The sequence below is a fragment of the Rhodococcus sp. T2V genome (assembly GCF_029269925.1).
GTDB lineage: Bacteria > Actinomycetota > Actinomycetes > Mycobacteriales > Mycobacteriaceae > Rhodococcus_F > Rhodococcus_F koreensis.
Genome location: NZ_JARJBD010000017.1, coordinates 1 through 23,505 on the forward strand (window position 1 = coordinate 1; position 23,505 = coordinate 23,505).

20 protein-coding genes and 1 pseudogene are annotated in these 23,505 nt (G+C 67.9%); 10 read left to right on the forward strand and 11 right to left on the reverse strand.

The genetic code is table 11. From position 1 onward, the window contains the following. Positions 1-284: 284 nt before the first annotated feature. Positions 285-686, forward strand: a pseudogene (locus P3H15_RS16345) (PaaI family thioesterase); the annotation flags it as partial. A 17-nt stretch (positions 687-703) separates the two neighbouring features. On the opposite strand, the gene P3H15_RS16350 reads toward P3H15_RS16345, so the two are convergent. Continuing rightward, positions 704-2,002: an MFS transporter gene (locus P3H15_RS16350; RefSeq protein ID WP_276138202.1), complete on the reverse strand. Its 1,299-nt coding sequence runs from the start codon at positions 2,000-2,002 to the stop codon at positions 704-706. Positions 2,003-2,012: 10 nt separating this feature from the next. Then, positions 2,013-2,954, reverse strand: a complete 942-nt coding sequence (locus tag P3H15_RS16355) for an NAD-dependent epimerase/dehydratase family protein (RefSeq protein ID WP_206014142.1) — start codon at positions 2,952-2,954, stop codon at positions 2,013-2,015. A gap of 142 nt (positions 2,955-3,096) precedes the next feature. On the opposite strand from P3H15_RS16355, the gene P3H15_RS16360 reads away from it, so the two are divergent. The 3 genes from P3H15_RS16360 to P3H15_RS16370 all read left to right on the forward strand — a co-directional run bounded on the left by P3H15_RS16360 (position 3,097) and on the right by P3H15_RS16370 (position 4,729). Further along, on the forward strand, positions 3,097-3,792 hold the full coding sequence (locus P3H15_RS16360) for a TetR/AcrR family transcriptional regulator (protein ID WP_276138203.1): 696 nt from the start codon (positions 3,097-3,099) through the stop codon (positions 3,790-3,792). Between the two features lie 67 nt (positions 3,793-3,859). Further along, positions 3,860-4,465, forward strand: a complete 606-nt coding sequence (locus P3H15_RS16365; RefSeq protein WP_276138204.1) for a YqgE/AlgH family protein — start codon at positions 3,860-3,862, stop codon at positions 4,463-4,465. A gap of 87 nt (positions 4,466-4,552) precedes the next feature. Beyond that, positions 4,553-4,729: a hypothetical protein gene (locus tag P3H15_RS16370; RefSeq protein WP_276138205.1), complete on the forward strand. Its 177-nt coding sequence runs from the start codon at positions 4,553-4,555 to the stop codon at positions 4,727-4,729. Here the strand turns inward: P3H15_RS16370 and P3H15_RS16375 are convergent. After that, positions 4,717-5,493: a Mut7-C RNAse domain-containing protein gene (locus P3H15_RS16375; protein ID WP_276138206.1), complete on the reverse strand. Its 777-nt coding sequence runs from the start codon at positions 5,491-5,493 to the stop codon at positions 4,717-4,719. The genes P3H15_RS16370 and P3H15_RS16375 overlap by 13 nt on opposite strands. Positions 5,494-5,508: 15 nt before the next feature. Then, positions 5,509-6,813 (reverse strand): MFS transporter, encoded by a 1,305-nt coding sequence (locus P3H15_RS16380; protein WP_276138207.1) that lies wholly within the window; start codon positions 6,811-6,813, stop codon positions 5,509-5,511. A 68-nt stretch (positions 6,814-6,881) separates the two neighbouring features. On the opposite strand from P3H15_RS16380, the gene P3H15_RS16385 reads away from it, so the two are divergent. Then, a complete protein-coding gene (locus P3H15_RS16385; RefSeq protein ID WP_276138208.1) occupies positions 6,882-7,559 on the forward strand; it encodes a FadR/GntR family transcriptional regulator in 678 nt (225 codons plus the stop codon). A 32-nt stretch (positions 7,560-7,591) separates the two neighbouring features. Here the strand turns inward: P3H15_RS16385 and P3H15_RS16390 are convergent, their stop codons facing one another. Both P3H15_RS16390 and P3H15_RS16395 read right to left on the reverse strand, forming a co-directional pair. Next, a complete protein-coding gene (locus P3H15_RS16390) occupies positions 7,592-8,563 on the reverse strand; it encodes a DUF1648 domain-containing protein (protein ID WP_276138209.1) in 972 nt (323 codons plus the stop codon). A gap of 22 nt (positions 8,564-8,585) precedes the next feature. Continuing rightward, complete coding sequence (locus P3H15_RS16395) at positions 8,586-8,987, reverse strand: SdpI family protein (protein WP_012690639.1); 402 nt, start codon at positions 8,985-8,987, stop codon at positions 8,586-8,588. A gap of 115 nt (positions 8,988-9,102) precedes the next feature. On the opposite strand from P3H15_RS16395, the gene leuS reads away from it, so the two are divergent. Beyond that, entirely contained in the window at positions 9,103-11,967 is a 2,865-nt protein-coding gene (gene leuS / locus P3H15_RS16400) for a leucine--tRNA ligase (RefSeq protein ID WP_276138211.1), read from the forward strand. Between the two features lie 111 nt (positions 11,968-12,078). Here leuS and P3H15_RS16405 read toward each other — a convergent pair whose 3' ends face one another. Beyond that, a complete protein-coding gene (locus P3H15_RS16405; protein ID WP_276138212.1) occupies positions 12,079-12,813 on the reverse strand; it encodes a haloacid dehalogenase type II in 735 nt (244 codons plus the stop codon). A 133-nt stretch (positions 12,814-12,946) separates the two neighbouring features. Between P3H15_RS16405 and P3H15_RS16410 the strand changes: the two genes are divergently transcribed. After that, positions 12,947-13,585, forward strand: coding sequence for a GntR family transcriptional regulator (locus tag P3H15_RS16410; RefSeq protein ID WP_276138213.1), 639 nt, complete (start codon positions 12,947-12,949; stop codon positions 13,583-13,585). A 3-nt stretch (positions 13,586-13,588) separates the two neighbouring features. On the opposite strand, the gene P3H15_RS16415 is transcribed toward P3H15_RS16410, so the two are convergent. Further along, positions 13,589-14,800, reverse strand: coding sequence for a CdaR family transcriptional regulator (locus tag P3H15_RS16415; protein WP_276138214.1), 1,212 nt, complete (start codon positions 14,798-14,800; stop codon positions 13,589-13,591). A gap of 132 nt (positions 14,801-14,932) precedes the next feature. Here P3H15_RS16415 and P3H15_RS16420 point away from each other — a divergent pair, with 132 nt between their 5' ends. The 3 genes from P3H15_RS16420 (at position 14,933) to hppD (ending at position 18,976) form a co-directional block, all read left to right on the forward strand. After that, positions 14,933-16,267: a Glu/Leu/Phe/Val dehydrogenase family protein gene (locus P3H15_RS16420; protein WP_276138215.1), complete on the forward strand. Its 1,335-nt coding sequence runs from the start codon at positions 14,933-14,935 to the stop codon at positions 16,265-16,267. A 13-nt stretch (positions 16,268-16,280) separates the two neighbouring features. Beyond that, a complete protein-coding gene (locus P3H15_RS16425) occupies positions 16,281-17,696 on the forward strand; it encodes an amino acid permease (protein WP_276138216.1) in 1,416 nt (471 codons plus the stop codon). 65 nt (positions 17,697-17,761) lie between these two features. Continuing rightward, a complete protein-coding gene (gene hppD / locus P3H15_RS16430; RefSeq protein ID WP_276138217.1) occupies positions 17,762-18,976 on the forward strand; it encodes a 4-hydroxyphenylpyruvate dioxygenase in 1,215 nt (404 codons plus the stop codon). A 66-nt stretch (positions 18,977-19,042) separates the two neighbouring features. Here hppD and P3H15_RS16435 read toward each other — a convergent pair whose 3' ends face one another. From P3H15_RS16435 to P3H15_RS16445, 3 genes are all read right to left on the reverse strand, one after another. Further along, positions 19,043-20,716, reverse strand: a complete 1,674-nt coding sequence (locus P3H15_RS16435) for a sigma-54-dependent Fis family transcriptional regulator (protein WP_276138218.1) — start codon at positions 20,714-20,716, stop codon at positions 19,043-19,045. A 105-nt stretch (positions 20,717-20,821) separates the two neighbouring features. Then, the gene (locus P3H15_RS16440) at positions 20,822-22,270 is read right to left on the reverse strand and encodes an aldehyde dehydrogenase (protein ID WP_276138219.1); all 1,449 of its coding nucleotides are present in this window, start codon (positions 22,268-22,270) and stop codon (positions 20,822-20,824) included. 172 nt (positions 22,271-22,442) lie between these two features. Then, positions 22,443-23,357 carry a LysR family transcriptional regulator gene (locus P3H15_RS16445; protein ID WP_276138220.1) on the reverse strand — a complete coding sequence of 305 codons (915 nt, stop codon included), beginning with the start codon at positions 23,355-23,357 and terminating at the stop codon, positions 22,443-22,445. Positions 23,358-23,505: the final 148 nt, after the last annotated feature.

The following is a 23,505-nucleotide window of genomic DNA, read 5'->3' on the forward strand; positions in this document are numbered from 1 at the left end:
ACGGGTAGACGAACCCCGTCACGCCGCTGACACTCATATAAGTCGGAATTACGTGACGGACACCCCTGGGGAATTACGTGACGGTCGACAGTGAGAACTGGCCAAGGTTCTCGAGACCCTGCAGCAGCGGAATTCGCTCTCGTTCGGTGGTACCGGATGCGGTCGCGCTGCGTCCAGCCGTCATATGGATCCGGTACGGCCGGGACCATTGACGTCGGCGCCCAAGCCGGGCAAGGTGGGTTGGGATTTCAAACTTACCGAGGGTTCGACGAGGAGAACACACGATGACCGATCTGACCCGCGAGGCGGCGAGCGCCTTCGTCGTCGCAGCCGGACTGGAACTCGACGAAGTGTCGGGAACGAAGGTGGTCGGCCACATCGACCTGTCCGCCGACCATCACACGCCGTGGGGAGTCGTGCACGGCGGCGTCTACACGACGGCGGTCGAATCGGCCGCGAGCATCGGCGCGAGCACGGCCGTCGCCGACCGCGGTCAGTTCGCGGTGGGCGTGCACAACGGCACCGACTTCCTGCGGGCCCGCACCGAGGGGCGGGTCGACGTGGTCGCGGTGCCCATCCAGCAGGGCCGCGTGCAGCAGTTGTGGTCGGTGGTGATCACGGCGTCCGACACCGGCAAGGAGGTGGCTCGCGGTCAGGTCCGCCTGCAGAACGTGCCGATGCCGGGATCGGAACAGCCCGGTTCTCAGGCAGATTCGCGCCGGGTGTTGAACAGCACGCCGACCAGTCCGAGGCCGTAGAACGCCCCACCCGCCAGCACCAGTGCGAGTGATCGGCCGTCGGGGGTGATCACGAGGGACGCGGCGGCGATCGACCCGATGAACGCGACGTTGAACACGGTGTCCTGAAGTGCGAACACCTGTCCCCTGCGGTCGTCCTCGATCTCGATCTGCATCGCCGCGTCACCGCTGAGTTTGATGGACTGCCCGGCGAATCCGAGCAGCAGTGCGCCGCACAGCAGCGACGCCTGCGTGAGGGTCGCGACGAACGTGCACTGCACGACGAGCGCGAGGATCAGGCCGCCGACGATGGTGCGGGACCGTCCGATGCGCGGAATGAGGAATGGTGTCGAGATCGCTGCCAGCAGCATGCCCGTGGCGGTGGCGCCGAGCGCGACACCGAAACCGGCGAGGCCGCCTGGCAGGGCGCTGACGGTGGCGGTGTCGCGCAGCACCAGAACCATGATCAACGTGTTGACGCCGAACACGATCCGGTGCGTGCCGATCCCGATCATGGCGGTCGTGACGCCCGGAGAATGCCACACGGCGAGTGCCCCGTTGCGCAGTCCGGCGGCGACGGCGCGGACCGCCCCGTATTCGGGCTTCTCGTCGGCGTGCGGACCGAGAAGTCGATGGTGGAAGCGCGACGCCGCGAACGCGGCCACCGCGGAACCGCAGGCGGCGGCCGCCACGGCGATTCCGGAGCCGCGGTCACCGGCGCCCACGAACGAGATGATGGCGACGGACGTCGCGGCCCCCAGCGCGGCGACGACGGAACCGGTGGTGGTGAGCACCGAATTGGTGGCCACGAGCCAGGAACGGTGCACCACGCGCGGCAGCGCCGCCGAGACTCCCGCGAGAACGAACCGGCTCACACCGATGGCGGCGAGGGCGAGCACGAGGAGCGCGGATTCGCCGGTCCCGGTCTCCAGCAGCGCGGCGGTCACCAGAATCAGCAGTCCGCGCAGCACATTCGCCCACAGCAGCACGCTGCGGCGGTCCCAGCGGTCCAGGAGTGCGCCCGCGTACGGTCCGATCACCGAGTACGGCAGCAGCAGCACCGCGAAGCCGGCGGCGATCGCGACGGGATCCGTCTCTCGCTCGGGGTTGAACAAAATCGCGCCACCGAGAGCGGCCTGGAACATGCCGTCGCCGAGTTGGCTGGCGAATCGCACGGTGGCGAGACGGGCCAGTCCGGGCGACCGCCGGAGCGTGTACGCCGTTCTGCGCCACGCCTCGCGCCGGTCTCCGAGCTGTTTCGCCATTCACAGGACCCTATCCGGCGGCCGCGACCGACCTGTCCTGCCACCACCGGACGGTCTCCTCGGCAGCCCGGTCGAGTGGTGTCGGGGCCAGTCCGAGGCGGGCCTCGCTCTCGGACGAGTCCATCACGAACGGCTCCTCGAACTGGTACAGCATCTCCGCGAGTTCGCGGGTCCCCTGGTGGACGAGCCCGCCGCCGCGGATCACCCAGCCGGGCAGGGTGCCCACCTTCGGGGCGGGAACCCCGGCGGCCTTCGCATAGGCCTCGACCATCTGCCGCTGGGTGACGGCCGGCGCGGTCGGTGCGTGCAGCACCGAGTTCCACAGCGCCGGGTCGTGGGCGGCGGCGATCATCGCGGCCGCGAAGTCGTGGATGTACGTGAACGAGTGGGGCAGGTCGGCGGAACCGAGGACGCGCATCGTCTTGCCCGCGAGGACGACGGGCACCATGCGCTCGCCGGCGTGCGCGTTCAGCACCCGCGGTCCGAAGAAGTCGGACGCGACGACGCTGACGGTGGGCGTCGAGGACTCGGCGCGGGCCTTCAGCAACCGGGTCCGGATGCCGCGCTTACCGGAGTCGGCCGACCGCGGCGTGTGCTCGGTCATCGGCTGCCGAGACGCGTCGTAGGAGTAGAGGCTCTCGGGAAAGACGACGACCGCGCCGACGCGTCCGGCGGCCTCGAGGACCGTCTGCTCGGCGGCGGGGAGTTCGCGCTCCCAGGCGTCGGCGTTGTAGGCGGCGTGGATGCAGTGGTAGACGGCGGTCGCTCCGTCGAATGCCTCCTGCAGCGCGGCGGCGTCGGAGACGTCGACCTTCCGCCGCTCGATCAGGGGATGATCCGGGCCGCTGCCCGAGCGGGTGAGGACCCGCACCCGTCGGCCCTGTTCGGCGAGCTGCCGGGCGACGGTCCAGCCGACGGGTCCTGCTCCGGTGACGATCTCGAGGTTCGACATTTCTGCTCCCGCTGGTTGAGTCGATTTCGGTGATTCGAGAGCACTGCTCTCTGTTATTCGAGAATGCTCCCTCCGGCCTGCAATGTCAAGAGCAGTGCTCTCTTTTGTTGACACTGCTCTCTGAAATTGCGACGCTGGTCCCATGGCAGGAACACCACGCGAACGCGCCCGCGAGCAGACGTTGCAGGACATCATGAGGATCGGTCGCGAACAGCTGGCCTCGGTCGGGGGTGCGGCCCTGTCGCTGCGGGCCGTCGCGAGGGACCTCGGCGTGGTGTCGTCTGCCGTCTACCGGTACGTCAAGAGCCGCGACGAACTGCTGACGCTGCTCGTCGTCGACGGATACAACGAACTCGGCGACGCCGTGGAGGCCGCGGTGGCGTCCGCGGCCGGACCGCGGGAGCAGTTCCTGGCGCTCGGACGTGCGGTGCGGGAGTGGGCGCTGCGCGAGCCCGCCCGCTACGGATTGCTGTTCGGCAGCCCGGTTCCCGGTTACGACGCGCCCGGGGAGCAGACGACGACTCCGGGAACGCGGGTGATCTACGCGCTCGTCGGGATCTTCGACAACGCGTTCCGGGCGGGCAAGCTCGAGGCGGACGCGGCGGCGCCCATCGACGACCGGCTCGCCGCCGACCTCGACCGCGTGCGCGCCGAACTCGGCCTCACTACACCCGACCATCTGCTCGCCCGCGGCGTGCTGGTGTGGTCGGCACTGTTCGGGGCCGTGAACTTCGAGGTGTTCGGGCAGTACGGCGCCGACACGTTCACCACACCGGGCGCACTGTTCGAGCACCACCTCGCTGTTCTTGCCGAGACGGCGGGGCTGCCCGCGGCGTAAAGCGGCGAACCGGACGCAGGTCGCGTCCTCCGTCACATCGCGTTCGCCGCGGTGGGATGATGTTCAGGTGGCGCACGCAGAAGAACCCGAAGATCGAACGGCGTCGACGGAACCGGTGGTCCGGCCCGGCAGCCTGTTGGTCTCGTCCACAGATCTCGTCGAACCCGCATTCCGTCGCACCGTGATCTATGTGATCGAGCACAACGAGGCCGGAAGCCTCGGTGTGGTCATCAACCGTCCCAGCGAAACCGCCGTCCACGACGTGCTGCCACAGTGGGCGCCGCTCACCGCGCGCCCGTCCGCGCTGTACGTCGGCGGTCCCGTCAAACGGGACGCCGCACTGTGCCTGGCGACGCTGCGCACCGGCGCGCAGGCCGACGGTGTCCCCGGTCTGCGCCGGGTCCACGGCCGTGTGGTGATGGTCGATCTCGACTCCGACCCCGAGGTCGTCGCCCCGCTGGTGGAGGGTGTCCGGATCTTCGCCGGCTACTCGGGCTGGACATACGGTCAGCTCGACTCGGAACTCCAGCGCGACGACTGGATCGTCATCTCGGCGCTCGCGTCGGACGTCGTCGTCCCCGCCCGGGTCGACGTGTGGGCGCAGGTGCTGCGCAGGCAGCCGCTCCCCCTCGCCCTGCTCGCCACCCACCCGATCGACGTCGAGCGGAACTAGCCGACACACCCGGCGCACGTCCCTGGGCTGTCGGGGACGGGTGGTATCAACGGAGGTGGGGAACGAGAAGTGAGGAGGACAGCACACGTGATCGACACCTGTCACGGCACATTGATCGTGCACACGCTCTGCGGAGCCGAATGCACCGACGAGTCGTGCGTCGAGTTGTCCGAGGTCCGGCACGCACTGATCATCGACTGCGACGAATTCGGTGACTGCGGGTGCTCGGCGGAGTTCGCCGAGCAGTTGCGTCACGCCTCCTGAGAATCCACCTCGAGCGTCACCCCGACCTCCGACAGTCGCCGGCTCAGCTTCGGGAGATGGCTGCCCGGCCAGTACAGCTGCGCACAGTCCCGGCACCGGCTGAACTGGTGTTCGTTGCGCGCGACCCCCGGCGGTGCCTCGGCGAGCGCGTCGTCGCGGGGAATCGGCGCGAGTAGCCCGTTGCATCGCGCGCACCGCGTGAACGGCGTGATCCGCGACCGAAGATCGAAGCGGTCCAACACTTCCCGCAGCTGCCGGCGTGGGTCCGTTTCGTGCAGGAACGCCCCGTGGGTGACCGCCGACCGCTTGAGCAGTCCCGTGTCCCGGGTCAGGACGATGCGATGCTCGGCGAGGGAGATGTCCACCAGTTCCGTGTCGTCGAAGTCGTTGCGGTAGCGGGTGTCGAAGCCGAGCAGGCGGAGGTAGCGGGCGAGGCGGCCGAGGTGCACGTCGAGCACGAATGTCGGGTCCCGCAACGGCCGCGGGCGCAGTGTCGTCACCCCGGTCAGGTCGAAACGCTCGAACACGGGATACACCGCGACGCGTTCGCCGCCGTGCAGGAGATGCGCGAAATCGACCGACACCTCGTCGACGAGGATCAGATCCACCTCGGTGTGCGGGACGCCCAGCGCCTCGATGCGGTCCTTCACCGACGGTGTGCCGTCGAATCGGTGCTCGAACGTGCGCTTGCGCTGCACCGGCGGCAGAAAGTCGTTCAGCTCCTCGTAGAAGCGGAACTCGCAGTGGCGAAGCGGTTCGGGCATCGGCGTTTCACGTCCTCAGGCCACAGTACTGGCCGCCTCGGCCCGGTCCCCACCCTTCGTGCGGACGCCCAGCACGGCGACGACGCCGCACAGGACGGCGCCGATGATCGCGAGTTCGAGGACGGCCACGTGCATGCCCTGGACGGTGATGGCGATGCCCGCGCAGATGGACGGCACCGCGAGACCGACGTAGCCGACGGTGAAGAACGCGGCGAGTGTGCCGCCCTGGGAGTCGGGGGCATGCTCGGCGGCCGCGGCGCCCACCGCGCGCATCGCACCGGCGAACGAGAGTCCGTGTCCCACACCGACGACGACCGTCACGGCGCACAGCAGGGCGAGGGACGGCGCGAAGTCGACGACGAGCAGACCCACCATGCCGACGCCGACGGCGCCGATGCCCAGAGTTCGGCAGAGCACCGTTCCGAGCCGGTTGGCGACGAGTTGCGCCGACACCGAGCACACCATGACCAGCGCGGCGGCACCGCCGGCGACCACCAGGTTGCTCACGTCGAGCAGGTCGATGATCCACGTCGGGACCACCGACTGGAACAGGCCGACGGCGCCCCACGCCAGCGCCACTCCGAGGGAGGACAGCCAGAACACCCGGCGGAGCGGCGCGGGGACGTGCGGCACCTGGAACAACTGCGTGGGGCGTGACTGTCCGCCGGTGGGTGCGGGGAGCAGCAGCACCAGGATCAGCGCGGGCAGGAGCGCCAGCGTGAACAGCACGTACGGCAAGACCAGGGCGTGCGGAAGGTACTGCGCGACGGCGCCGCCGAAGAGCGGTCCGAGCGCCGCACCGAGGGCGGTGGTGAGGGTGGCCGCGAGACCGGCGCGGCGCAGGTTCCGGGCGGGTTCGTGCTCGATCAGGGCGGCGGAACCGGCGGCCGAGCACGCGCCGACGGCGATCCCCTGGGAGATCCGGCCGAGGAACAGCCAGACGGTCGAGTCGGCGAAGGCGAGGAGCACGGCGCCCAGCACGCTGAAGAAGATCGCGGCCAGCAACACGAAGCGGCGTCCGAGCGCGTCCGACAGCGGGCCGAAGAACAGCAGCGAGGGAAGCAGACCGGCGACGTAGACGGCGAAGATCAGCGTCTGGATCAGCGGGGTGAAACCGAATTCGTGGCGGTACAGCGAGTACAGCGCCGTGGGCATGTTGGAGCCGAGGAGCAGGACGACGAGGAGATAGTTCAGACCGTGGAAGTGGCGGCCGGTGGTGCGGGCGGTGGCGGTCGGGAGGGTGTCGGCGCGAGCGGTTGACGTGGACGTGTGGGGTCGCCTCCTCGGGCTGTCCGAATATGTGAAGCTGTCCAAATACATGGGACGTCCTACGTAGTGTAGGCGGGCCGGTCGGGACGAGCGAGCCGGCGAGGTGTGAGGATGAGTACATGACGGTGGTTCGGCGCGAGTCCGCGTATCAGCAGTCCCTGGACTGGATGCGCGGCAGGATCGCCGACGGCGACTGGAAGGTGGGCGGGCGGATCCCCACCGAACCCGAGCTGATGACGCTGCTCGGGGTCGGGCGTAACACCGTGCGCGAGGCCATCAAGACCCTGACGTCCACGGGCATCCTCGAGATCCGGCGGGGATCGGGGACGTTCGTGCGGGCGCGCACCGACATCGGCGGGCTGCTCGGGCGGCAGGTCGCGGTCGCCGAGATGCTGAACGTCTTCGAGGTCCGGCGGGCCCTCGAGACGGAGGCCGTCCGGCTGGCGTGCGGGCGGCGCACCGACGACGACCTGCGGTCGCTGTCCGCTCTACTCGACGAACGTCAGCGCACCGCCGACGAGGCGTCCCGCTTCGCGGACGCCGACCTCGCGTTCCACCTCGGGGTGGTGGAGGCCGCGCACAATCCCGTGCTGTCCGACCTGTTCGCCGGGATCCTCGAACCCACCCGTGCCACGTACGACTTCACCGAGGGCGTCCACCCGCCGTCGCTGACCACCGACGACCACCACGCCGTCGTCGACGCGATCGCCGCCCGCGACGAGGACGCCGCCGTCCGGGCGGCCCTCGGCTACCTCGACCGCGTGCTCGACGCGGTGCACCAGGCCTCCCGCCCGTGAGTGGTTAGCGAGTCCCTGCACTCCCTACGCACTCACGGGCGGCGGAGCCGCCCGTCGGCGAACGCGTTGAGTGCGCCGGCCATCTCCTCGGCCCGCGCGCTGGTGACGGTCAGGCGGTCGCCGCACGCGGTCGTGACGATCACGGCGGGGCCGGTCCTCGTCACGACGCCGTAGTTGCGCCTGCCCTTCACCTTGAGCCCCCAGCCGCCGAAGTCGTCGAACGGCCTGATCACGTCGACGCGGGCGCCCTCGATCTCCTCGATCCTGTACTGCAGCGCGGTCATGCCCATGTTCACCACCCGGATGCCGGTCCGGTCGACGATCACCCGGAACCGGAGCAGGCTCACGATCAGCAGTCCCACCGGAACGAACACCGCGAGCGGCCACCATCCGTCGACGAGCAGGCAAACCGCGAGCGCGGGCGCGACCCCGAGAATCAGGAGCAGCACCAGCGACCCGACCGTGCCGAACCCGACCGTGTCCGCGACGGTCGCGGGGTCGTCGGCGCGCGGCAACCGTGGGTCGGGAGTCCCGGTCGCGGCGACCCGGGGCCGGTAGTCGCGGAGCAGGGCGGCGCCGATCAGACCGACGACGGCGCCGATCACGACACCGAGGCCGAGCGACCACAGCGGGAGTTCGGTGTCCGCGGGGTCGGTGACGTCGAGCTGGACGGAGAGCAGCACCACCTGCACCGTGAGGATCATGCCGACCACGGACAGTCCGACGACGAGCATCGTGCGGCGCATCATCAGCATCGCCTGGGCGAGGGCGGCGATCGCGGCGCATCCGCCGCCGAACAGGACCGTCACCAGGGCGAACGTCCAGGCGCTGGACATCGGGGTGGAGAAGCCGTCCGGCGAGGTGGTGGTCCAGTGCGTCGCGATCTGCGCCGGGAGCCGCGGTTCCCAGACCGTCGTGAGGATCACCCCGGACAGCGCGGCGATCACCGGGAGCAGCAGACCGAAGACTGCGCCTGCGGGGTCGACGACGCGCGAGGAGTTCACCGGACGGGCCGTCGCCTGCCGGTCAGGACGGCTGGCAGGCGCCCTTCAGGGTGCACGCGCCGCAGGAACTGCCGCATCCACCGGTGTCGGCGGCGGGTACCGACGCGGCGGCACGGGCACCGAGCGATCCGCCCGTCGCCGCGGTGAGCGCGGCGGCCACGACGCTGACGAGGACGGCGCCGATTCCGAAGACGCCGCCGATCAGGATTCCGGCGATTCCGCCGATGACGAGGAGCCCGGCCGCGGCGAGCAGGGTGGGCCCTGCGACCTTGTTGGCCAGCGCAAACGTCTGATCGTCCCGCATCGTCTCGGGGGTGCGGACACCCGCCCACCGGTTGCGCGGGAGGCGCTCGGCGAGGCCTGCAACGGCGACACCGGAGACGGCGACGGCGAGCACGAACAGCACGACGGAGGCAATCAACACGCGACCAGGATACGGCGGACCCGGACGCGCAGGTGAGCCCGGGTGGGGTGAGGCTCTACCCTGGTTGTCGGTATCCCCCTGATCCAGAATGTCAGCCAAGTAGATAGCGACCACAGTGACCGAGCACGTGCAGCCCGCCAACCCGTCCGACGCGACCCCGCAGCACCGCTACACCGCGGAGCTCGCCGGCCAGATCGAGCAGCGCTGGCAGGACCGGTGGAGCGAGGAGGGCACGTTCGACGCGCCCAACCCGGTCGGCCCCCTCGCCGGCGATGTGCCCGCGGACAAGTTGTTCGTGCAGGACATGTTCCCGTACCCGTCGGGGTCGGGTCTGCACGTGGGCCACCCGCTGGGCTACATCGCCACCGACGTGTTCGCCCGCTATCACCGCATGCAGGGCCACAACGTGCTGCACACCCTCGGCTACGACGCGTTCGGTCTGCCGGCCGAGCAGTACGCGGTGCAGACGGGCACGCACCCGCGGACCACCACCGAGGCCAACATCGGCAACATGAAGCGGCAGCTGCGCCGTCTGGGCCTCGGGCACGACGAGCGCCGCACGTTCGCGACCACCGACGTCGACTTCTACCACTGGACGCAGTGGATCTTCCTGCAGATCCACGACGCGTGGTTCGACAAGGAGGCCGGCAGGGCCCGCCGCATCTCCGAGCTCGAGGCCGAGTTCGTGTCGGGTGCGCGCGCCCTGGAGGACGGACGGGACTGGGCGTCGCTGTCCGTGACCGAGAAGGAGGCGGTCCTCGATTCCTACCGCCTCGTGTACCACTCCGATTCGATGGTCAACTGGTGCCCCGGTCTGGGCACCGTGCTGGCCAACGAGGAGGTCACCGCCGACGGTCGCAGCGACCGCGGCAACTTCCCCGTGTTCCGTAAGCACCTGCAGCAGTGGATGATGCGAATCACTGCGTACTCCGACCGTCTGGTGGACGACCTGGAGTACCTGGATTGGCCGGAGAAGGTCAAGACCATGCAGCGCAACTGGATCGGGCGCTCGCACGGTGCGCAGGTGAAGTTCCAGGCAGTGGTCGAGCGAAGCGAGGGTGAATCCTCTGCTCACGACATCGAGGTGTTTACGACGCGGCCGGACACGCTGTTCGGTGCGACGTACGTGACGCTGGCGCCGGAGCACGAACTGGTCGACGAGATCGTCGCGGCCGCGTGGCCCGAGGGTGTGGATTCGCGCTGGACCGGCGGTGCCGCAACGCCCGCCGAAGCGGTTGCGGCGTACCGGAAGTCGATTGCGGCCAAGTCGGACCTGGAGCGGCAGGAATACAAGGAGAAGACGGGCGTCTTCCTCGGCACATACGCGCTGAACCCCGTCAACGGGCACAAGTTGCCGGTGTTCATCGCCGACTACGTCCTCACCGGATACGGCACGGGCGCCATCATGGCCGTGCCGGGCCACGACCACCGCGACTACGAGTTCGCGACCGAGTTCGGTCTCGACATCGTCGAGGTGATCTCCGGCGGCGACCTCTCCAAGGACGCGTACACCGGCGACGGCACGATCGTGAACTCCGACTTCCTGAACGGCATGTCCGTCGCCGACGCGAAGAAGGCCATCACCGAGCGGCTCGAGGCGGACGGCACCGGCAAGGGCACCATCCAGTACAAGCTGCGCGACTGGCTGTTCGCGCGGCAGCGGTACTGGGGTGAGCCGTTCCCGATCGTGTACGACGCCGAAGGCAACGCCCACGCTCTTCCGGAATCGGCTCTGCCCGTGGAGCTCCCGGAGGTCGAGGACTACGCACCCGTGTCGTTCGATCCCGACGACGCGTCCTCGGAGCCCTCTCCCCCGCTGGCGAAGGCCGTCGACTGGGTCAACGTCGAACTCGACCTCGGCGACGGACTGCAGACGTACCGCCGCGACACCAACGTGATGCCGCAGTGGGCGGGCAGCTCGTGGTATCAGCTGCGCTACATCGATCCCACCAACCCGGACGTGTTCTGCGACAAGGAGAACGAGCGGTACTGGACGGGTCCGCGTCCGGAGATCCACGGGCCGAACGACCCCGGCGGCGTCGACCTGTACGTCGGTGGTGTCGAGCACGCGGTGCTGCACCTGCTGTACTCGCGGTTCTGGCACAAGGTGCTGTTCGACCTCGGGTACGTCAGCTCGAGCGAGCCGTACCGCCGCCTGTACAACCAGGGCTACATTCAGGCCTACGCGTACACCGATGCGCGCGGTGTGTACGTGCCCGCCGACGAGGTGGAGGAGAAGGACGGCACGTTCTTCCACCAGGGCATCGAGGTCAACCGCGAATACGGGAAGATGGGCAAGAGCCTCAAGAACTCCGTGTCGCCGGACGACATCTGCGAGGAGTACGGCGCCGACACGTTGCGCGTGTACGAGATGTCGATGGGGCCGCTGGACACGTCCCGTCCGTGGGCGACCAAGGACGTCGTCGGTGCGCAGCGTTTCCTGCAGCGTGCCTGGCGTGTGGTGGTCGACGAGGACTCCGGCGCCGTGCGTGTCACCGGCGACGCCCCGACCGAGGACACGTTGCGCGCGCTGAACAAGGCGATCGCCGGGGTCAGCGAGGACTACACCGCACTGCGCGACAACACGGCCGCGGCCAAGCTGATCGAGTACACCAACCACCTCACCAAGGCGTACCCGGCCGGTGCTCCCCGCTCGGCGGTGGAACCGCTGGTGCTCATGCTCGCGCCGCTGGCGCCGCACCTCGCGGAGGAACTGTGGTCGCGGCTCGGCCACGAGAAGTCGCTGGCGCACGGACCCTTCCCGGTCGCCGAGGAGAAGTGGCTTGTCGAAGACACCGTCGAGTACCCGATCCAGGTCAACGGCAAGGTCCGCAGCCGCGTGACCGTCGCCGCCGACGCGCCGCGTGAGGAGATCGAGAAGATCGCGCTCGCCGACGACAAGATCGTCGCCCTGCTCGACGGCAAGGATCCTCGCAAGGTCATCGTCGTGCCGGGGAAGATGGTCAACATCGTCCTCTGACGCGTACTGCGCTCAGAAGTCTTACAGTCGAAAGCCCATCGCCGTCACGGAAGGTCGTGACGGCGATGGGCTTTCGTGGCTGACGGCGCCGTGTTTGCGCCCCGCGGTGAGTCATTCGTTCCGCCCCGCCTCCTTCGCGGCGCGTGCGGCGGTAGCGAACTCCGCCATGGTGGGGAATTCGAGGGCGTAGGTGTAGTCGTCGGAGGGTTCTGGCGTGGCGCCCCAGCCCGGTCGGTCGTGGCGGCGGTTGATCCACACCGAAGGCAGACCGTGGCGTTTGGCGGGCACGTGGTCGTGAAAGAGGCTCTGCGCCACATGCAGAAGACGCTCGCGGGGAACTCCGAGTTCTTCGAGTGCGCCGTCGAGAGCCTCGAAGTGGTTCGGCGCAGGCTTGTAGGCCTTGACGTCCTCGGCGGTGATGATCTTGTCGAACACGACTCCCAGACGTGCGTTGCTGCCGGCGAAGCCCGCACGGTGGACGTTGGACAGGATGATCAGCTTGTAGTCCTGCGCCAGGGAGGCGAGTGCGTCGGCGGAGTCGGGGAACGCCGGCCAGTCGGGGACCGAAGCGCCGAGCCTGGCTGCCCATTCGTCGCTGACGTTCTTGCCGAGCGTCTCCCCGGTGCGGCGGAAGGCATCGGCGAGGATCGCCGAGTACAGCGCGTCGGGGGTCTCGCGTTCGGCCCGGGCCTCGTTGTCCGCATACGCGAGGAGCAGTTCCTCGTCGGTCGACGCCAACCCGACTTCCTTCGCCCAGGGCGCGAGAACCGCGGCGATGCCGGCTTCCCAGTCGATCAGGGTCCCGTAGCAGTCGAAGCTCAAGGCGTCGTAGTCGGCCAGATTCATGGTGGTTCTCCTTGCGGTGTCGTCGCAGTGCCCCGATCAGGCGATCAACTCGGTATTACTGTTATACAGTACAACAGAGAGCGCGGGAGTGGTAGGCGGTATAGCAGATATACTGCGCCCGGAGGAGGACGGTATGAGTCCAGTGCTGCAAACCCAGACCACCCGCGACGCGCTGGTGGCGGAGATCCGTGCCCAGATCCTCGGGGGTGCCCTCGCGCCCGGCACCCCGCTCACCGAGACGGGCCTGGCGGCCATGTTCGACGTCGCTCGCCCCACGGTGCGGTCGGCGCTGCAGGTGTTGACGAGTCGCCATCTCGCCCAGCAATCCCAGGGGCGGTCGCTCATCGTTCCGGTTCTCGATCACGAGGACGTCCGCGACTTGTACTTCGTGCGGATTCCACTCGAACTCGAAGGCGTCCGGGTCATCGTCGAGAACGACATCCCCCTCGGCGAGGCGGAGCGGCATCTCGACAAGATGGAGCAGATGCCGGCCGACGCCAGTTGGGCGGACCGAGTCGAAGTCCACTCGGCGTTCCACGTCGCCATCATCGACGCGGTCGGCAGCAACCGACTGAGCCGAATCTATTCGGCACTGCAAGACGAAATGCAATTGTGCCTGGCGCAGATCCAGAAGTCGTACCCGAATCCCCGAGATCTCGCGACGGAGCATCGAAAACTTTTGGACGAGTTACGATCCGGCGACCTCGATCGCGCACAGGCCGAGATGCGCAGGCACCTCGAGCAGGCGGTGGAGAACTACGAGAGCACCTGATCGTCACGCCTGTCTGTCGGCGAGGTGCTGGTGCAGTTTGAGTGCGATGTGCAGGGACGTGGCGCGCCAACCGTCGTCGAGGGCCTGATCGCCGAGTAGTTCGCGTATTCGGTTGAGCCGGTAGTACAGGGTGGCGCGGTGGATCGAGAGGGCTTCGCAGGTGGCGTCGACGCGACGCCCGGCATCGAGGTAGGCGACGACTGTTTTCCAATGCTCGATACTGCCGTTGCGAAGGAGGCGGTCGGCGTCGGCGCTGAGGTTTCGCACCGTGTCCTGTCGTAGCGGTCTGCCGTAGAGCAGGCGCCAGGATCCGAGGTCCTCCCACTGCTGGAAGTGCGTCGAGCCGGTGTGCGGGGAGGAGAGTTCGGCGGCGAACTGCGCTCGGTGAGTGGACTCTTCGAGGTCGTCGGCGGTGTCTGCGGCGGCGGTGCCGGTTCCGACTACCTCGTATCCGGCGGCGCGCACGGCGCGGGTCAGGGTCGATTCGACCTCTCGAATCTCCCCTTTGGTGGTGTTCATGGAGACGGTGACCAGTCGGTCGTCCGCATACCGGGCCAGGAAGGGTCGGGCGAGCCGGCGGCGGGCCAGCTCGTGTTCCAGGTCTCGGTTGTCCTGGTTCGCCGGTTTCCCTCGGCGGCGCCGGCGGACTTCGGCCACGTGCACGCACAGGTCTCCACGCGGCGGTAGGCGACCGCTCTCCAACGCCTCTCGGACCGCGGCGGATGCGGTCTGCCGTGTGGTCGCGGCCGTGAGAAGGCGGGCGAGTTCGTCTGCACGCTGACGGATTTCGATGTCGTCGGACGCGAGGAGCGGAGCCAGCGCGGAGACGGTGCTGCCGGCGTCGGACATCTCGTGTTCGGTGACCGGGGGTTCGTCGAACAACCACAGGTAGCCGAGCAGCGCCCCTTCCCGTCGGATGGGGAAGCAGACCCGCGGGAGCATGCCGTAATCCTCGTTCCGGGGGAGCCGCACCGGTTCGGTGGAGGTGGCGACCCCGAGGCTGAGCATCCAGGGCAACGGAGGTTTCGGGGGCGCGCGGTCGATGATCGCGGTGACCCGGATCTGGTCGATCGGCCCGGTCTGGGCGCTCGCGCACAGCAGCTCGAAGCGGGGATTGTCGACGGCAACCGAGCGGTGCAGCGAGTCGGCCAGGTCGTCGACGAGCGCCTGCATCTCGCTGAGGCGGCTCGGTCCGTTTCCGTCGACCTTAGACATATGTCGAAGGTACTCGAGATGGGTGGCTAGAGACAACGCACTGGTCAGAGCGCCACGATGGAACTCACTGGAACTGCGACCCGGGTCACATCGGGAGTAGCCGGGTAAACGTGGAAGACGAGGAGACACATCGTGGATCAGAGCATTTTCGCGCCACTGAAGGCCGCCGGCCTGACGTCGCTGAAGTTGCAGTACGACTGGAGGACCGATCGGCACCGCCTGTATGCGGCGAAGGAGTGGGATGCCGATCTGGACTTCGCGCAGTACAACCACAGCTTCCATGTGGAGAGTCTGCTGACCTCGGACGCGGTCTACCTGGGTCACGAGCAGGTCCTCGCCCTCTACGCCGAGCACGGCCTCGCCGACTACCTCGACGAGGTCCTCGAGCTGCTGCGCGGCGGCAAGCACTTCGGCATCGAGGTCTACTACCACCAGGGCCGCGACATCCGGTTCATGTGCCACCAGCACAGTCGCCGGCAGGGCCTGATGAACAAGCGCCACGCCACCCTGGCCGGCGGGATCCGCCGCCATCCGCTCGAAGAGCGCGAGTTGGACGTGATCATCGACGGCCTGAACCTCGGCCGTGCGATGAGCTTCAAGAACATCGCCGCAGACCTCGATTTCGGGGGCTGCAAGACCACCGTGCAGATGGACCCGCTGAACCTCGACGACCTCGAAGCGCTGGGCTTCCTGTCGTTCGCGCTCGATCACTGCCGCACCATGACCGGCCCGGACATGAACTTCCCCACCGCGATGTCCGACGTCATCAACGCGCACTTCTCGAAGTCGTTCACCAGCGGCCCCGCGTCACCGCTGGGCGAGACCGGCAAGCCCACCGCATACGGCACCTACCTCGCGCTGAAGGAAGCAATCCGGTTCGAGGAAGGCACCGACACGCTGACCGGCAAGACCGTGGCCGTCATGGGCCTCGGTGCGGTCGGCTGGTCGATGGCCGAATACCTGCTCGACGGCGGCGCCCGCGTCGTCGTATCCGACATCGACGAGGCCCGTGCCGCGGACTTCCTCGCCGGCCACCCCGGGCGGGCGGTCGAGTCGGTGCCCGTCGGGGCGATCATGGACATCGAAGCAGATGTGTTCTGCCCCTGTGCGATCGGCGGAATCCTCGACGAGGACACCATCCGGCGAATCCAGTTCCGCTACGTCTTCGGACCGGCGAACAACCAGCTGAAGGCCACCACCCAGGACGAGGAGATCCGGCTGGCCGACCTGTTGGCCGAACGCGGAATCCTCTTCCAGACCGAGTGGTGGCACAACACCGCCGGCGTGATGTGCGGCGCCGAGGAATACCTGCACGGAGCCGACGCGAACACCGCCGACCTGATGGCCAAGGTCGAACGCATCGTCCCCGCCAAGACCCGGGCCAACCTCACGCAGGCGAAGGAACTCGGCATCACGCCCACCGAGAACGCCTACCGCACCTGCGTCGACACCATCTACCAGCGATAAGAGCGAGCACACCATGGACGAACCGACAACGCCCGCCCCCGCGCAGATGCAGCGCGGACTCCAGAACCGTCACATCCGGATGATCGGCCTCGGGTCGGCGATCGGCACCGGGTTGTTTCTCGTCTCCGGGTCCACCATCCACACCGCCGGACCCGCCGTCCTACTGGCCTACGTGGTCGCCGGGGCGGTGATCTTCCTGATCATGCGGATGCTCGGCGAGATGGCCGTCGCCCGCCCGGTCTCCGGCTCCTTCAGCGAGTACGCCCGCGAGCACTGCGGCCCGATCGTCGGGTTCGTCGCGGGCTGGAACTGGTGGATGACGTGCATCGTCGTCAGCATGCTCGAGCTGACTGCGGTGGGCACGTTCATGAATTTCTGGTTCCCGGGCCTGCCGCACTGGATGACCGCCGCCGTCGCCCTCGTCCTGATCACCGGCGTCAACCTCATTCATGTCAGTGCCTTCGGGGAGTTCGAATTCTGGTTCACCCTGATCAAGGTCGCCGCCGTGGTCGCCATGATCGTCTTCGGTGTCGCCATCGTCTTCGGGGCGGGGCACTACGACTCCGCGGCGTTGAGCAACCTGTGGGACAGTGGCGGATTCGCCCCGCACGGGGTGACCGGGATTCTGCTGTCCCTGGTAGCGGTCACGTTCACCTTCGGTGGCATCGAGTCGCTCGGCACCACCGCCGGTGAGGCCAAGGATCCTGCCCGCAGCATCCCCAAAGCCGTCAACGGCGTCATCGTCCGCATCCTGGTGTTCTACGTCGGCGCGATCGGGGTCATGCTGATGATCTGGCCCTGGGCCCGGGTCGGGGTGGACGGCAGCCCGTTCGTACTGATGCTCGACGGGCTCGGCGTCGGTGGCGCTGCAACCCTGCTCAACATCGTGGTACTCGTGGCGGCCCTGTCGGTCTTCAACACCATGGTCTACAGCAACGCCCGGGTTCTGCACGGTATGGCCGCGAAGAAGCAGGCACCGGCCCTGCTCGCCCGAACCAATCACCGCGGAGTGCCGGTCACCGGCATCGTGATCAACTCCGCGATCACCGCGATCGTGGTGCTGCTCAACTACCTGTTCCCCGGCCAGCTTCTGATGATCCTGGTGGCGATCATCCTCTCCGCCGAAATCATCACGTGGAGCACCATCGCGATCAGCCACCTGCGATTCCGGCGCACCTCCGGTGCCGGCGCCTTCCGGTCGCCGCTGTTCCCCTACGCCAACTACCTGGTGCTGGCCTACCTCGCCGGCGTGGTCGCCCTGATGACTCAGCTACCGGATTTCCGCGCCGGCGCCATCGCCCTCCCACTCTGGCTCGCGGGCCTGCTGCTCGCTGCTCTCGTCTACCGAAAGATTCGCCGCAGCCGCGGGTACACCGACACCGAGTCAGCCGAGACCGGGCGGCCCCTGATCGACCACACCCCCATCTGACACCGGCACACGCAAAGACACTGCCGCCAAGAGTTTTTCACCCCGTACAGAATCGGAGAACACCCATGCCCCACAACACGCTCACCGCCCAGGAGACCGAGGCCGAGCTCGATCTCGAGCAGCTCCAGCAGCTCGTCGGCCTGGTCGACTACGACGCGAGCACCGACCCGTTCCCGGTCAGCGGCTGGGACGCCATCGTTTTCGTCGTCGGAAACGCCACGCAGACCGCGCACTACTACCAATCCGTTTGGGGCATGGAGCTCGTCGGCTACTCCGGACCGGAGAACGGCAACCGCGACCACAAGGCATTCGTCCTCAAATCCGGCTCGATCCGCTTCGTCGTCAAGGGCGCCGTCGCCCCCGACAGCCCCCTCGTCACCCACCATGCCACCCACGGCGACGGCGTCGTCGACATCGCCCTGGAAGTACCCGACGTCGACAAGTGCATCGCCCAGGCCGAGCGGGCAGGCGCCACCGTTCTCGACGAGCCCCACAACGTGGCCGACGAGCACGGGAAGGTCCGCATCGCCGCGATCGCCACGTACGGGCAGACCCGGCACACCCTCGTTCAGCGCGTGATCGACGGCCGCCGCTACGAAGGGGCGTATCTGCCCGGCTACACCGCGGCGCAGAGCACCTACGTCAAACGCGAAGGCGCACCCAAGCGACTGTTCCAGGCCCTCGACCACATCGTCGGGAACGTCGAACTCGGCAAGATGGACGAATGGGTCGGCTTCTACAACCGGGTCATGGGCTTTGTGAACATGGCCGAATTCATCGGCGACGACATCGCCACCGACTACTCCGCACTCATGTCGAAGGTCGTCGCCAACGGCAACCACCGCGTGAAGTTCCCGCTCAACGAGCCGGCGATCGCCAAGAAGCGCTCGCAGATCGACGAATACCTCGACTTCTACCAGGGGCCAGGTGCCCAGCATCTGGCCCTGGCCACGGGCGACATCCTCCGCACCGTCGACGAACTACGCAAGGAAGGGGTCGAGTTCCTCTCCACCCCCGACGCCTACTACGAGGACCCCGAGTTGCGCGCCCGCATCGGCCAGGTCCGCGTTCCCGTCGAGGAACTGCAGAAGCGGGGCATCCTCGTCGACCGCGACGAGGACGGCTATCTGCTGCAGATCTTCACTCGTCCCCTCGGCGACCGGCCGACGGTGTTCTTCGAGATCATCGAACGCCACGGCTCCCTCGGCTTCGGCAAGGGCAACTTCAAGGCCCTGTTCGAATCGATCGAGCGTGAGCAGGACAAACGCGGGAATCTCTGACACGCCTCCATTGGTTCCCGATCGGTCTCCACGCGCGGACGGTCGAGGGATCGTCGGCCGCCTTCTTCAATGCTGACGCTTGTCCGGTGGTTCGGAGAGAGAATCATCGGGCGTCGGCAGGCGCGGACCCGTTGGCGTGACGGCGATTCCGTAGGTCCGGATGGCGCGGTAGAGGGTGGTGCGGCTGATTTCCAGCTGCTTCGCGGCGGCCTTCTTGTTTCCGCCGGCGTCCTTGAGCGCCTTGACGATGGTGTCGCGCTCGGCCTGCTCGAGTGCGGTGAGCGGACGGGTCATCCGGCCGCGCCACTGCTCGGGGAGGTCGCCGACCGTGATGTCGCCCGCGCTGCGGGTGTCGCTGGCAGTCTTCACCGCGGTGTGCAGTTCGCGGAGGTTTCCGGGCCATTGCTGACCGGCGAGCGCTTCGAGCGCGGCCGGTGTGAACCGTACCTGGGAGGCCGCGCCGAGGTCGTCGAGCATCCTGTTCACCAACGCGGGGATGTCGGGGCGACGGTGCCGCAGCGCCGCGAGTTCGATCCGCTCGGTGCAATGCGCGACCAGCGTCGCGTGTTCCGGTCGCAGATCCTCGACCGGTGCACTGGTGAGGACGACCCGGGCGCGCGCCGTGCGGAGGTCGTCGGCTGTGCGACGCGCCAGGGCAGCCGGGAGCAGATCCACGGCTTCGATTACGACACAGCCAGGTTCGGCGAGCTTGCGCCGTACCTGTTCCGCCCACGTCCGCTCGCCCACCTCGACGACCTCGGCGGCGTCGAACCAGGTGCTCGGCTCGCCGGCCGCGGCGCGAGCCGCCGTCGTGCGGCCGGTACCCGCCTCACCGGTGACCAGGACGGACCCGGTCGCCGCGGCGGGACCGGGCGGCAGCACCATCGATCGCCTCGTGAGCTCTTCGTCGAACGTGAACAGAGCGGCGCCGCTTCCGGGGATCCGGAGCACCGATGCCGACAGGCACTGTCCCGTCGACAGACGGATGTCGCGGTTCGCCTCACGATCCATCGGCGCCTCGACCGCCAAGGCACGCAGCAGCGCGTGATCCGCCGGTTCGAGGATCTGCACCGCCGCGGTGTTCGCGAGCAGGATGTCGTCGCCGATGGCGATCACGGGGCGGGTGCGGGCACGGGCCGTCGCGTCCTGAAAGCTGCGGAAGATCCGTTGCTCGGCCTGACGTGATTCCTCGAGTAGCCGCTCCCCGATCTGCCGTGCCGAACGAATCACGAACGGCGCCAACAGGGGGCTGTCGTCCTCGCTCAGGCAAGTGATGTCGAGGACACCCTCGATCCGCCGGGTCACCGGGTTGAGGACGGGCTGGCCGTAGCAGCTGAATTTCTTCAGCGCCTCGATGTAGTGTTCCTCGCCGCGGACCGCCAGGCCCCGGCGCAACTCGAACGCCGTGGCGATGGAGTTCGTGCCCGTGGTCTCCTCGAGGAATCGGCGGCCCTCCACGGTGCCGACCCTCTCCAGTTTCGGTTGCAGCTGCCGCTCGCCGTAGCGGAGATCGACCAACCGTGCGTTGCGGTCGGCGAGGATGACGGCGAAACCGGTTCCGTCCAGCTCACCGGCCATCTCGTCGAGCACCGGCGCCGCGGCGACCATGAGCCGACTGCGGCGGTCGACTTCCTCGATCGCCGCGTCGTCGACGGATGCTTCCGGGTACAGCCCGCTCATCGCCACGCGCTGCCAGGACTGCGCGATGAGTGGTCGCGACGAATTGTCGAGTTCGGTCATGTCCCGACATTCCCTTCCACGGCTGATGCCCGTTTTTCGAGTCTACGTCCGGGCCGGTCCGGACCGATCCGGGTCGCCCCGGTGCGGTCCGACCCGGATGCGACGTCAGCCCAGGTAGACGGACTTGAGTTCCTGGTAATTGGCGAGTGCCTCGGGCCCGAGTTCCCGGCCGATGCCGCTGGCCTTGACGCCGCCGAACGGTGCCGTCGGTTCGGGCAGATAGGTGTTGACGCCGATGGTGCCGGTCTGCACCCGCTTCGCGACCGCGAGCCCGCGTTCGGGGTCGTTCGTCCACACGGTGCCGCCGAGTCCGTAGTCCGAATCGTTGGCGAGGCGGACGGCGTCGTCCTCGTCGGCGTAGGGGATCAGCGACAGCACCGGGCCGAAGATCTCTTCCTGGGCGATGGTGTGATTGTTGTCGACGTCGGCGAAGACGGTCGGTTCGACGAACCACCCACGGTCCCGGTCGGCGGGCCGCCCGCCACCGATCGTGACGCGCGCACCGTCGCCGCGACCCTTGGCGATGTACCGTTCCACCCGCTCCCGTTGCGCCGCCGTGGCCATCGGGCCTATCTGGGTGGTGTCGTCGAGTGCGTCGCCCACCTTCAGTGCGCCGGCGAAATCGGTGAACAGGTCCACGATTTCGGTGTAACGCGCCCGCGGTGCGAGTACGCGGGTGCCGAGGAAGCACGTCTGCCCGTTGTTGAGAAGCGTTGCGGTGAACAGCTTCTCCGCGACGTTCTGCAGGTCCAGGCTGGCGTCGTCGAGGATGATCGCGGCGGACTTGCCACCCAGTTCCAGCGTCACCGGGCGCAGCAGCCTGCCGCATACCTCGCCGATGGACCGGCCGGCGGCGGTGGAGCCGGTGAAGCTGATCTTGTCGACGTCCGGGTGGGCGACCAGGTGGGCACCGACCTCGCGGCCGCCCGGAACGATGTTGACCACACCCGCCGGGATGCCGGACTCGGCGACGGCCTCCGCGAAGGTGTAACTGTCGAGCACCGTTTCCGGGGACGGCTTGATCACCAGGGTGCAGCCCGCCGCCAGCGCGGGGGCGTATTTGAACGCCGCCAGGGTCTGCGGGAAGTTCCACGGCACGATCGCACCCACCACGCCGAGGGGTTCGCGGCGCACCAGGGTGTTGCCGCCGAACAGGCCCGGGCGGGTTTCTTCGGTGGCCGTCTCCCGGGCGAGGCCGGCGTAGTAGCGGAGCAGGACCACCGGGAACGCGCCCTCGAGCTGGCGGGCCACGGCCACGGGCATGCCGTTCTGCGCACTGACGCGCTGGACGACGTCTTCCGCACGGCGTTCGAGGACGTCGGCGAGGCGTTCCATGGCGGCGGCGCGGTCGGCCGGGGCCCACTGCGCCCACCCGGCCGGATCGTCGAATGCGCGGCGGGCGGCCGCCACCGCCGCGTCGACGTCGGCCTCCTGCGCCTCGGGCACCGAGCCGATCGGCTGTTCGGTGCTGGCCGAGACGACGGTGATCCGCTCACTCGACGTGGGCCGAACCCAGTCGCCGCCGATGAACAGAGAGTCGTAGTGCAGATCCATGAGAAGTCCCCTGGGAGTGTCGTCGAGAATGATCAGACGGTGCTGTCGGCGCCGAGATTGCGGCTGTGGCGCAAGCGCGTTGTGACGATCATGACAGCTCGGCAAGGGGCAGTCGTGTTCCATTTCTGGACACGCCGCGGAGCACGACACGAGCGGTGTTCTCGACGAGGAGTCAGCGCCCGGGGTCGCCGCCCGCCCGCGTCAGGGCCGTTTTCATGATGCTGCGGAACCATTCCGTTCCGGGGTCCGGGAGCACGCGTTTGTAGGTGTACAGCGAGATTTCCACGGCCGGCACCGGGAAGGGGAGTTCGAAGGTCTTCACGCCAGCCATGCGACAGAACTGCTCCGAGACGGAGGCCGGGATGATCGACAGGTAGGGGGTCGTCTCGAGCAGCGGGGGAAGGGCGGCGAAGTGGCTGATGCGCAGCGCAACGTCCCGGGTGTGGCCGAGCAGCGACAGTGACCGGTCGACGTCGGTGTGGCCGGCGGAGACGTCGACGGCGATGTGGCGTTCGCCCAGAAATTCCTCGAGCGTGGGTGTGGGGCCGATCCGTGGATGTGCGTCGCTACAGATCCCGCAGTAGTGGTCCTCGAAGAGCACGTCGCGTTCGAAGTCGTCGGCAGCGATCCGTGGGGTGCAGATCACGGCATCGGTCTGGCCCTGCCGGAGTTCGGTTTCGACGACGGAGAAGTTGAGCGGCGTGATGTGCAGATCGACGCCCGGTGCGGCCTCCGCGATGCGTGCGAGCACGGGCGGTAGCAGATTCACCTCCCCGAGGTCGGTCGCGTGCAGGCGAAAGGTCCGATGCGACGTCGCCGGATCGAATTGCCCGACGCCGCTGACCGTGCTGTCGATGACCTCGATCGCCTGACGGAGGGTCGGATACATCGCTGTAGCCAGTTCGGTGGGTTGGAGGCCCCCCGTGGATCGGCTGAAAAGGCTGTCGTTGAACTGTTTTCGCATCCGGCCGAGCGCGTGACTGACCGACGGTTGGGTGAGTGACAGGCGTTCGGCGGTACGCGTGACGCTCCGGGTTTCGTAGAGCAGCAGAAACGTGCGGACGAGGTTCAAGTCGTAGTCGGCCACAGCCAAAAATAGACGCCATCAATGGGGGTATGTCAAACATTCATTGGATACATTCGTTCGGGAGCGATAGCGTGACGACGACCACAGCGAAGGCCGCACCCGGATTCCGTGAGACCGAACGACCGAGAGAAATCCACGTTCGAGACGG

Bases quoted from the DNA above. Each gene is read 5' to 3' on its own strand.
- P3H15_RS16385 (WP_276138208.1), top strand. From the start codon at position 6,882: ATGACGGTGGTTCGGCGCGAGTCCGCGTATCAGCAGTCCCTGGACTGG.
- P3H15_RS16425 (WP_276138216.1), top strand. From the start codon at position 16,281: ATGGACGAACCGACAACGCCCGCCCCCGCGCAGATGCAGCGCGGACTC.
- hppD (WP_276138217.1), top strand. From the start codon at position 17,762: ATGCCCCACAACACGCTCACCGCCCAGGAGACCGAGGCCGAGCTCGAT.
- P3H15_RS16440 (WP_276138219.1), bottom strand. From the start codon at position 22,270: ATGGATCTGCACTACGACTCTCTGTTCATCGGCGGCGACTGGGTTCGG.
- P3H15_RS16350 (WP_276138202.1), bottom strand. From the start codon at position 2,002: ATGGCGAAACAGCTCGGAGACCGGCGCGAGGCGTGGCGCAGAACGGCG.
- P3H15_RS16415 (WP_276138214.1), bottom strand. From the start codon at position 14,800: ATGTCTAAGGTCGACGGAAACGGACCGAGCCGCCTCAGCGAGATGCAG.
- P3H15_RS16405 (WP_276138212.1), bottom strand. From the start codon at position 12,813: ATGAATCTGGCCGACTACGACGCCTTGAGCTTCGACTGCTACGGGACC.
- P3H15_RS16360 (WP_276138203.1), top strand. From the start codon at position 3,097: ATGGCAGGAACACCACGCGAACGCGCCCGCGAGCAGACGTTGCAGGAC.
- P3H15_RS16375 (WP_276138206.1), bottom strand. From the start codon at position 5,493: ATGCCCGAACCGCTTCGCCACTGCGAGTTCCGCTTCTACGAGGAGCTG.
- P3H15_RS16355 (WP_206014142.1), bottom strand. From the start codon at position 2,954: ATGTCGAACCTCGAGATCGTCACCGGAGCAGGACCCGTCGGCTGGACC.
- P3H15_RS16410 (WP_276138213.1), top strand. From the start codon at position 12,947: ATGAGTCCAGTGCTGCAAACCCAGACCACCCGCGACGCGCTGGTGGCG.
- P3H15_RS16380 (WP_276138207.1), bottom strand. From the start codon at position 6,813: ATGTATTTGGACAGCTTCACATATTCGGACAGCCCGAGGAGGCGACCC.
- P3H15_RS16435 (WP_276138218.1), bottom strand. From the start codon at position 20,716: ATGACCGAACTCGACAATTCGTCGCGACCACTCATCGCGCAGTCCTGG.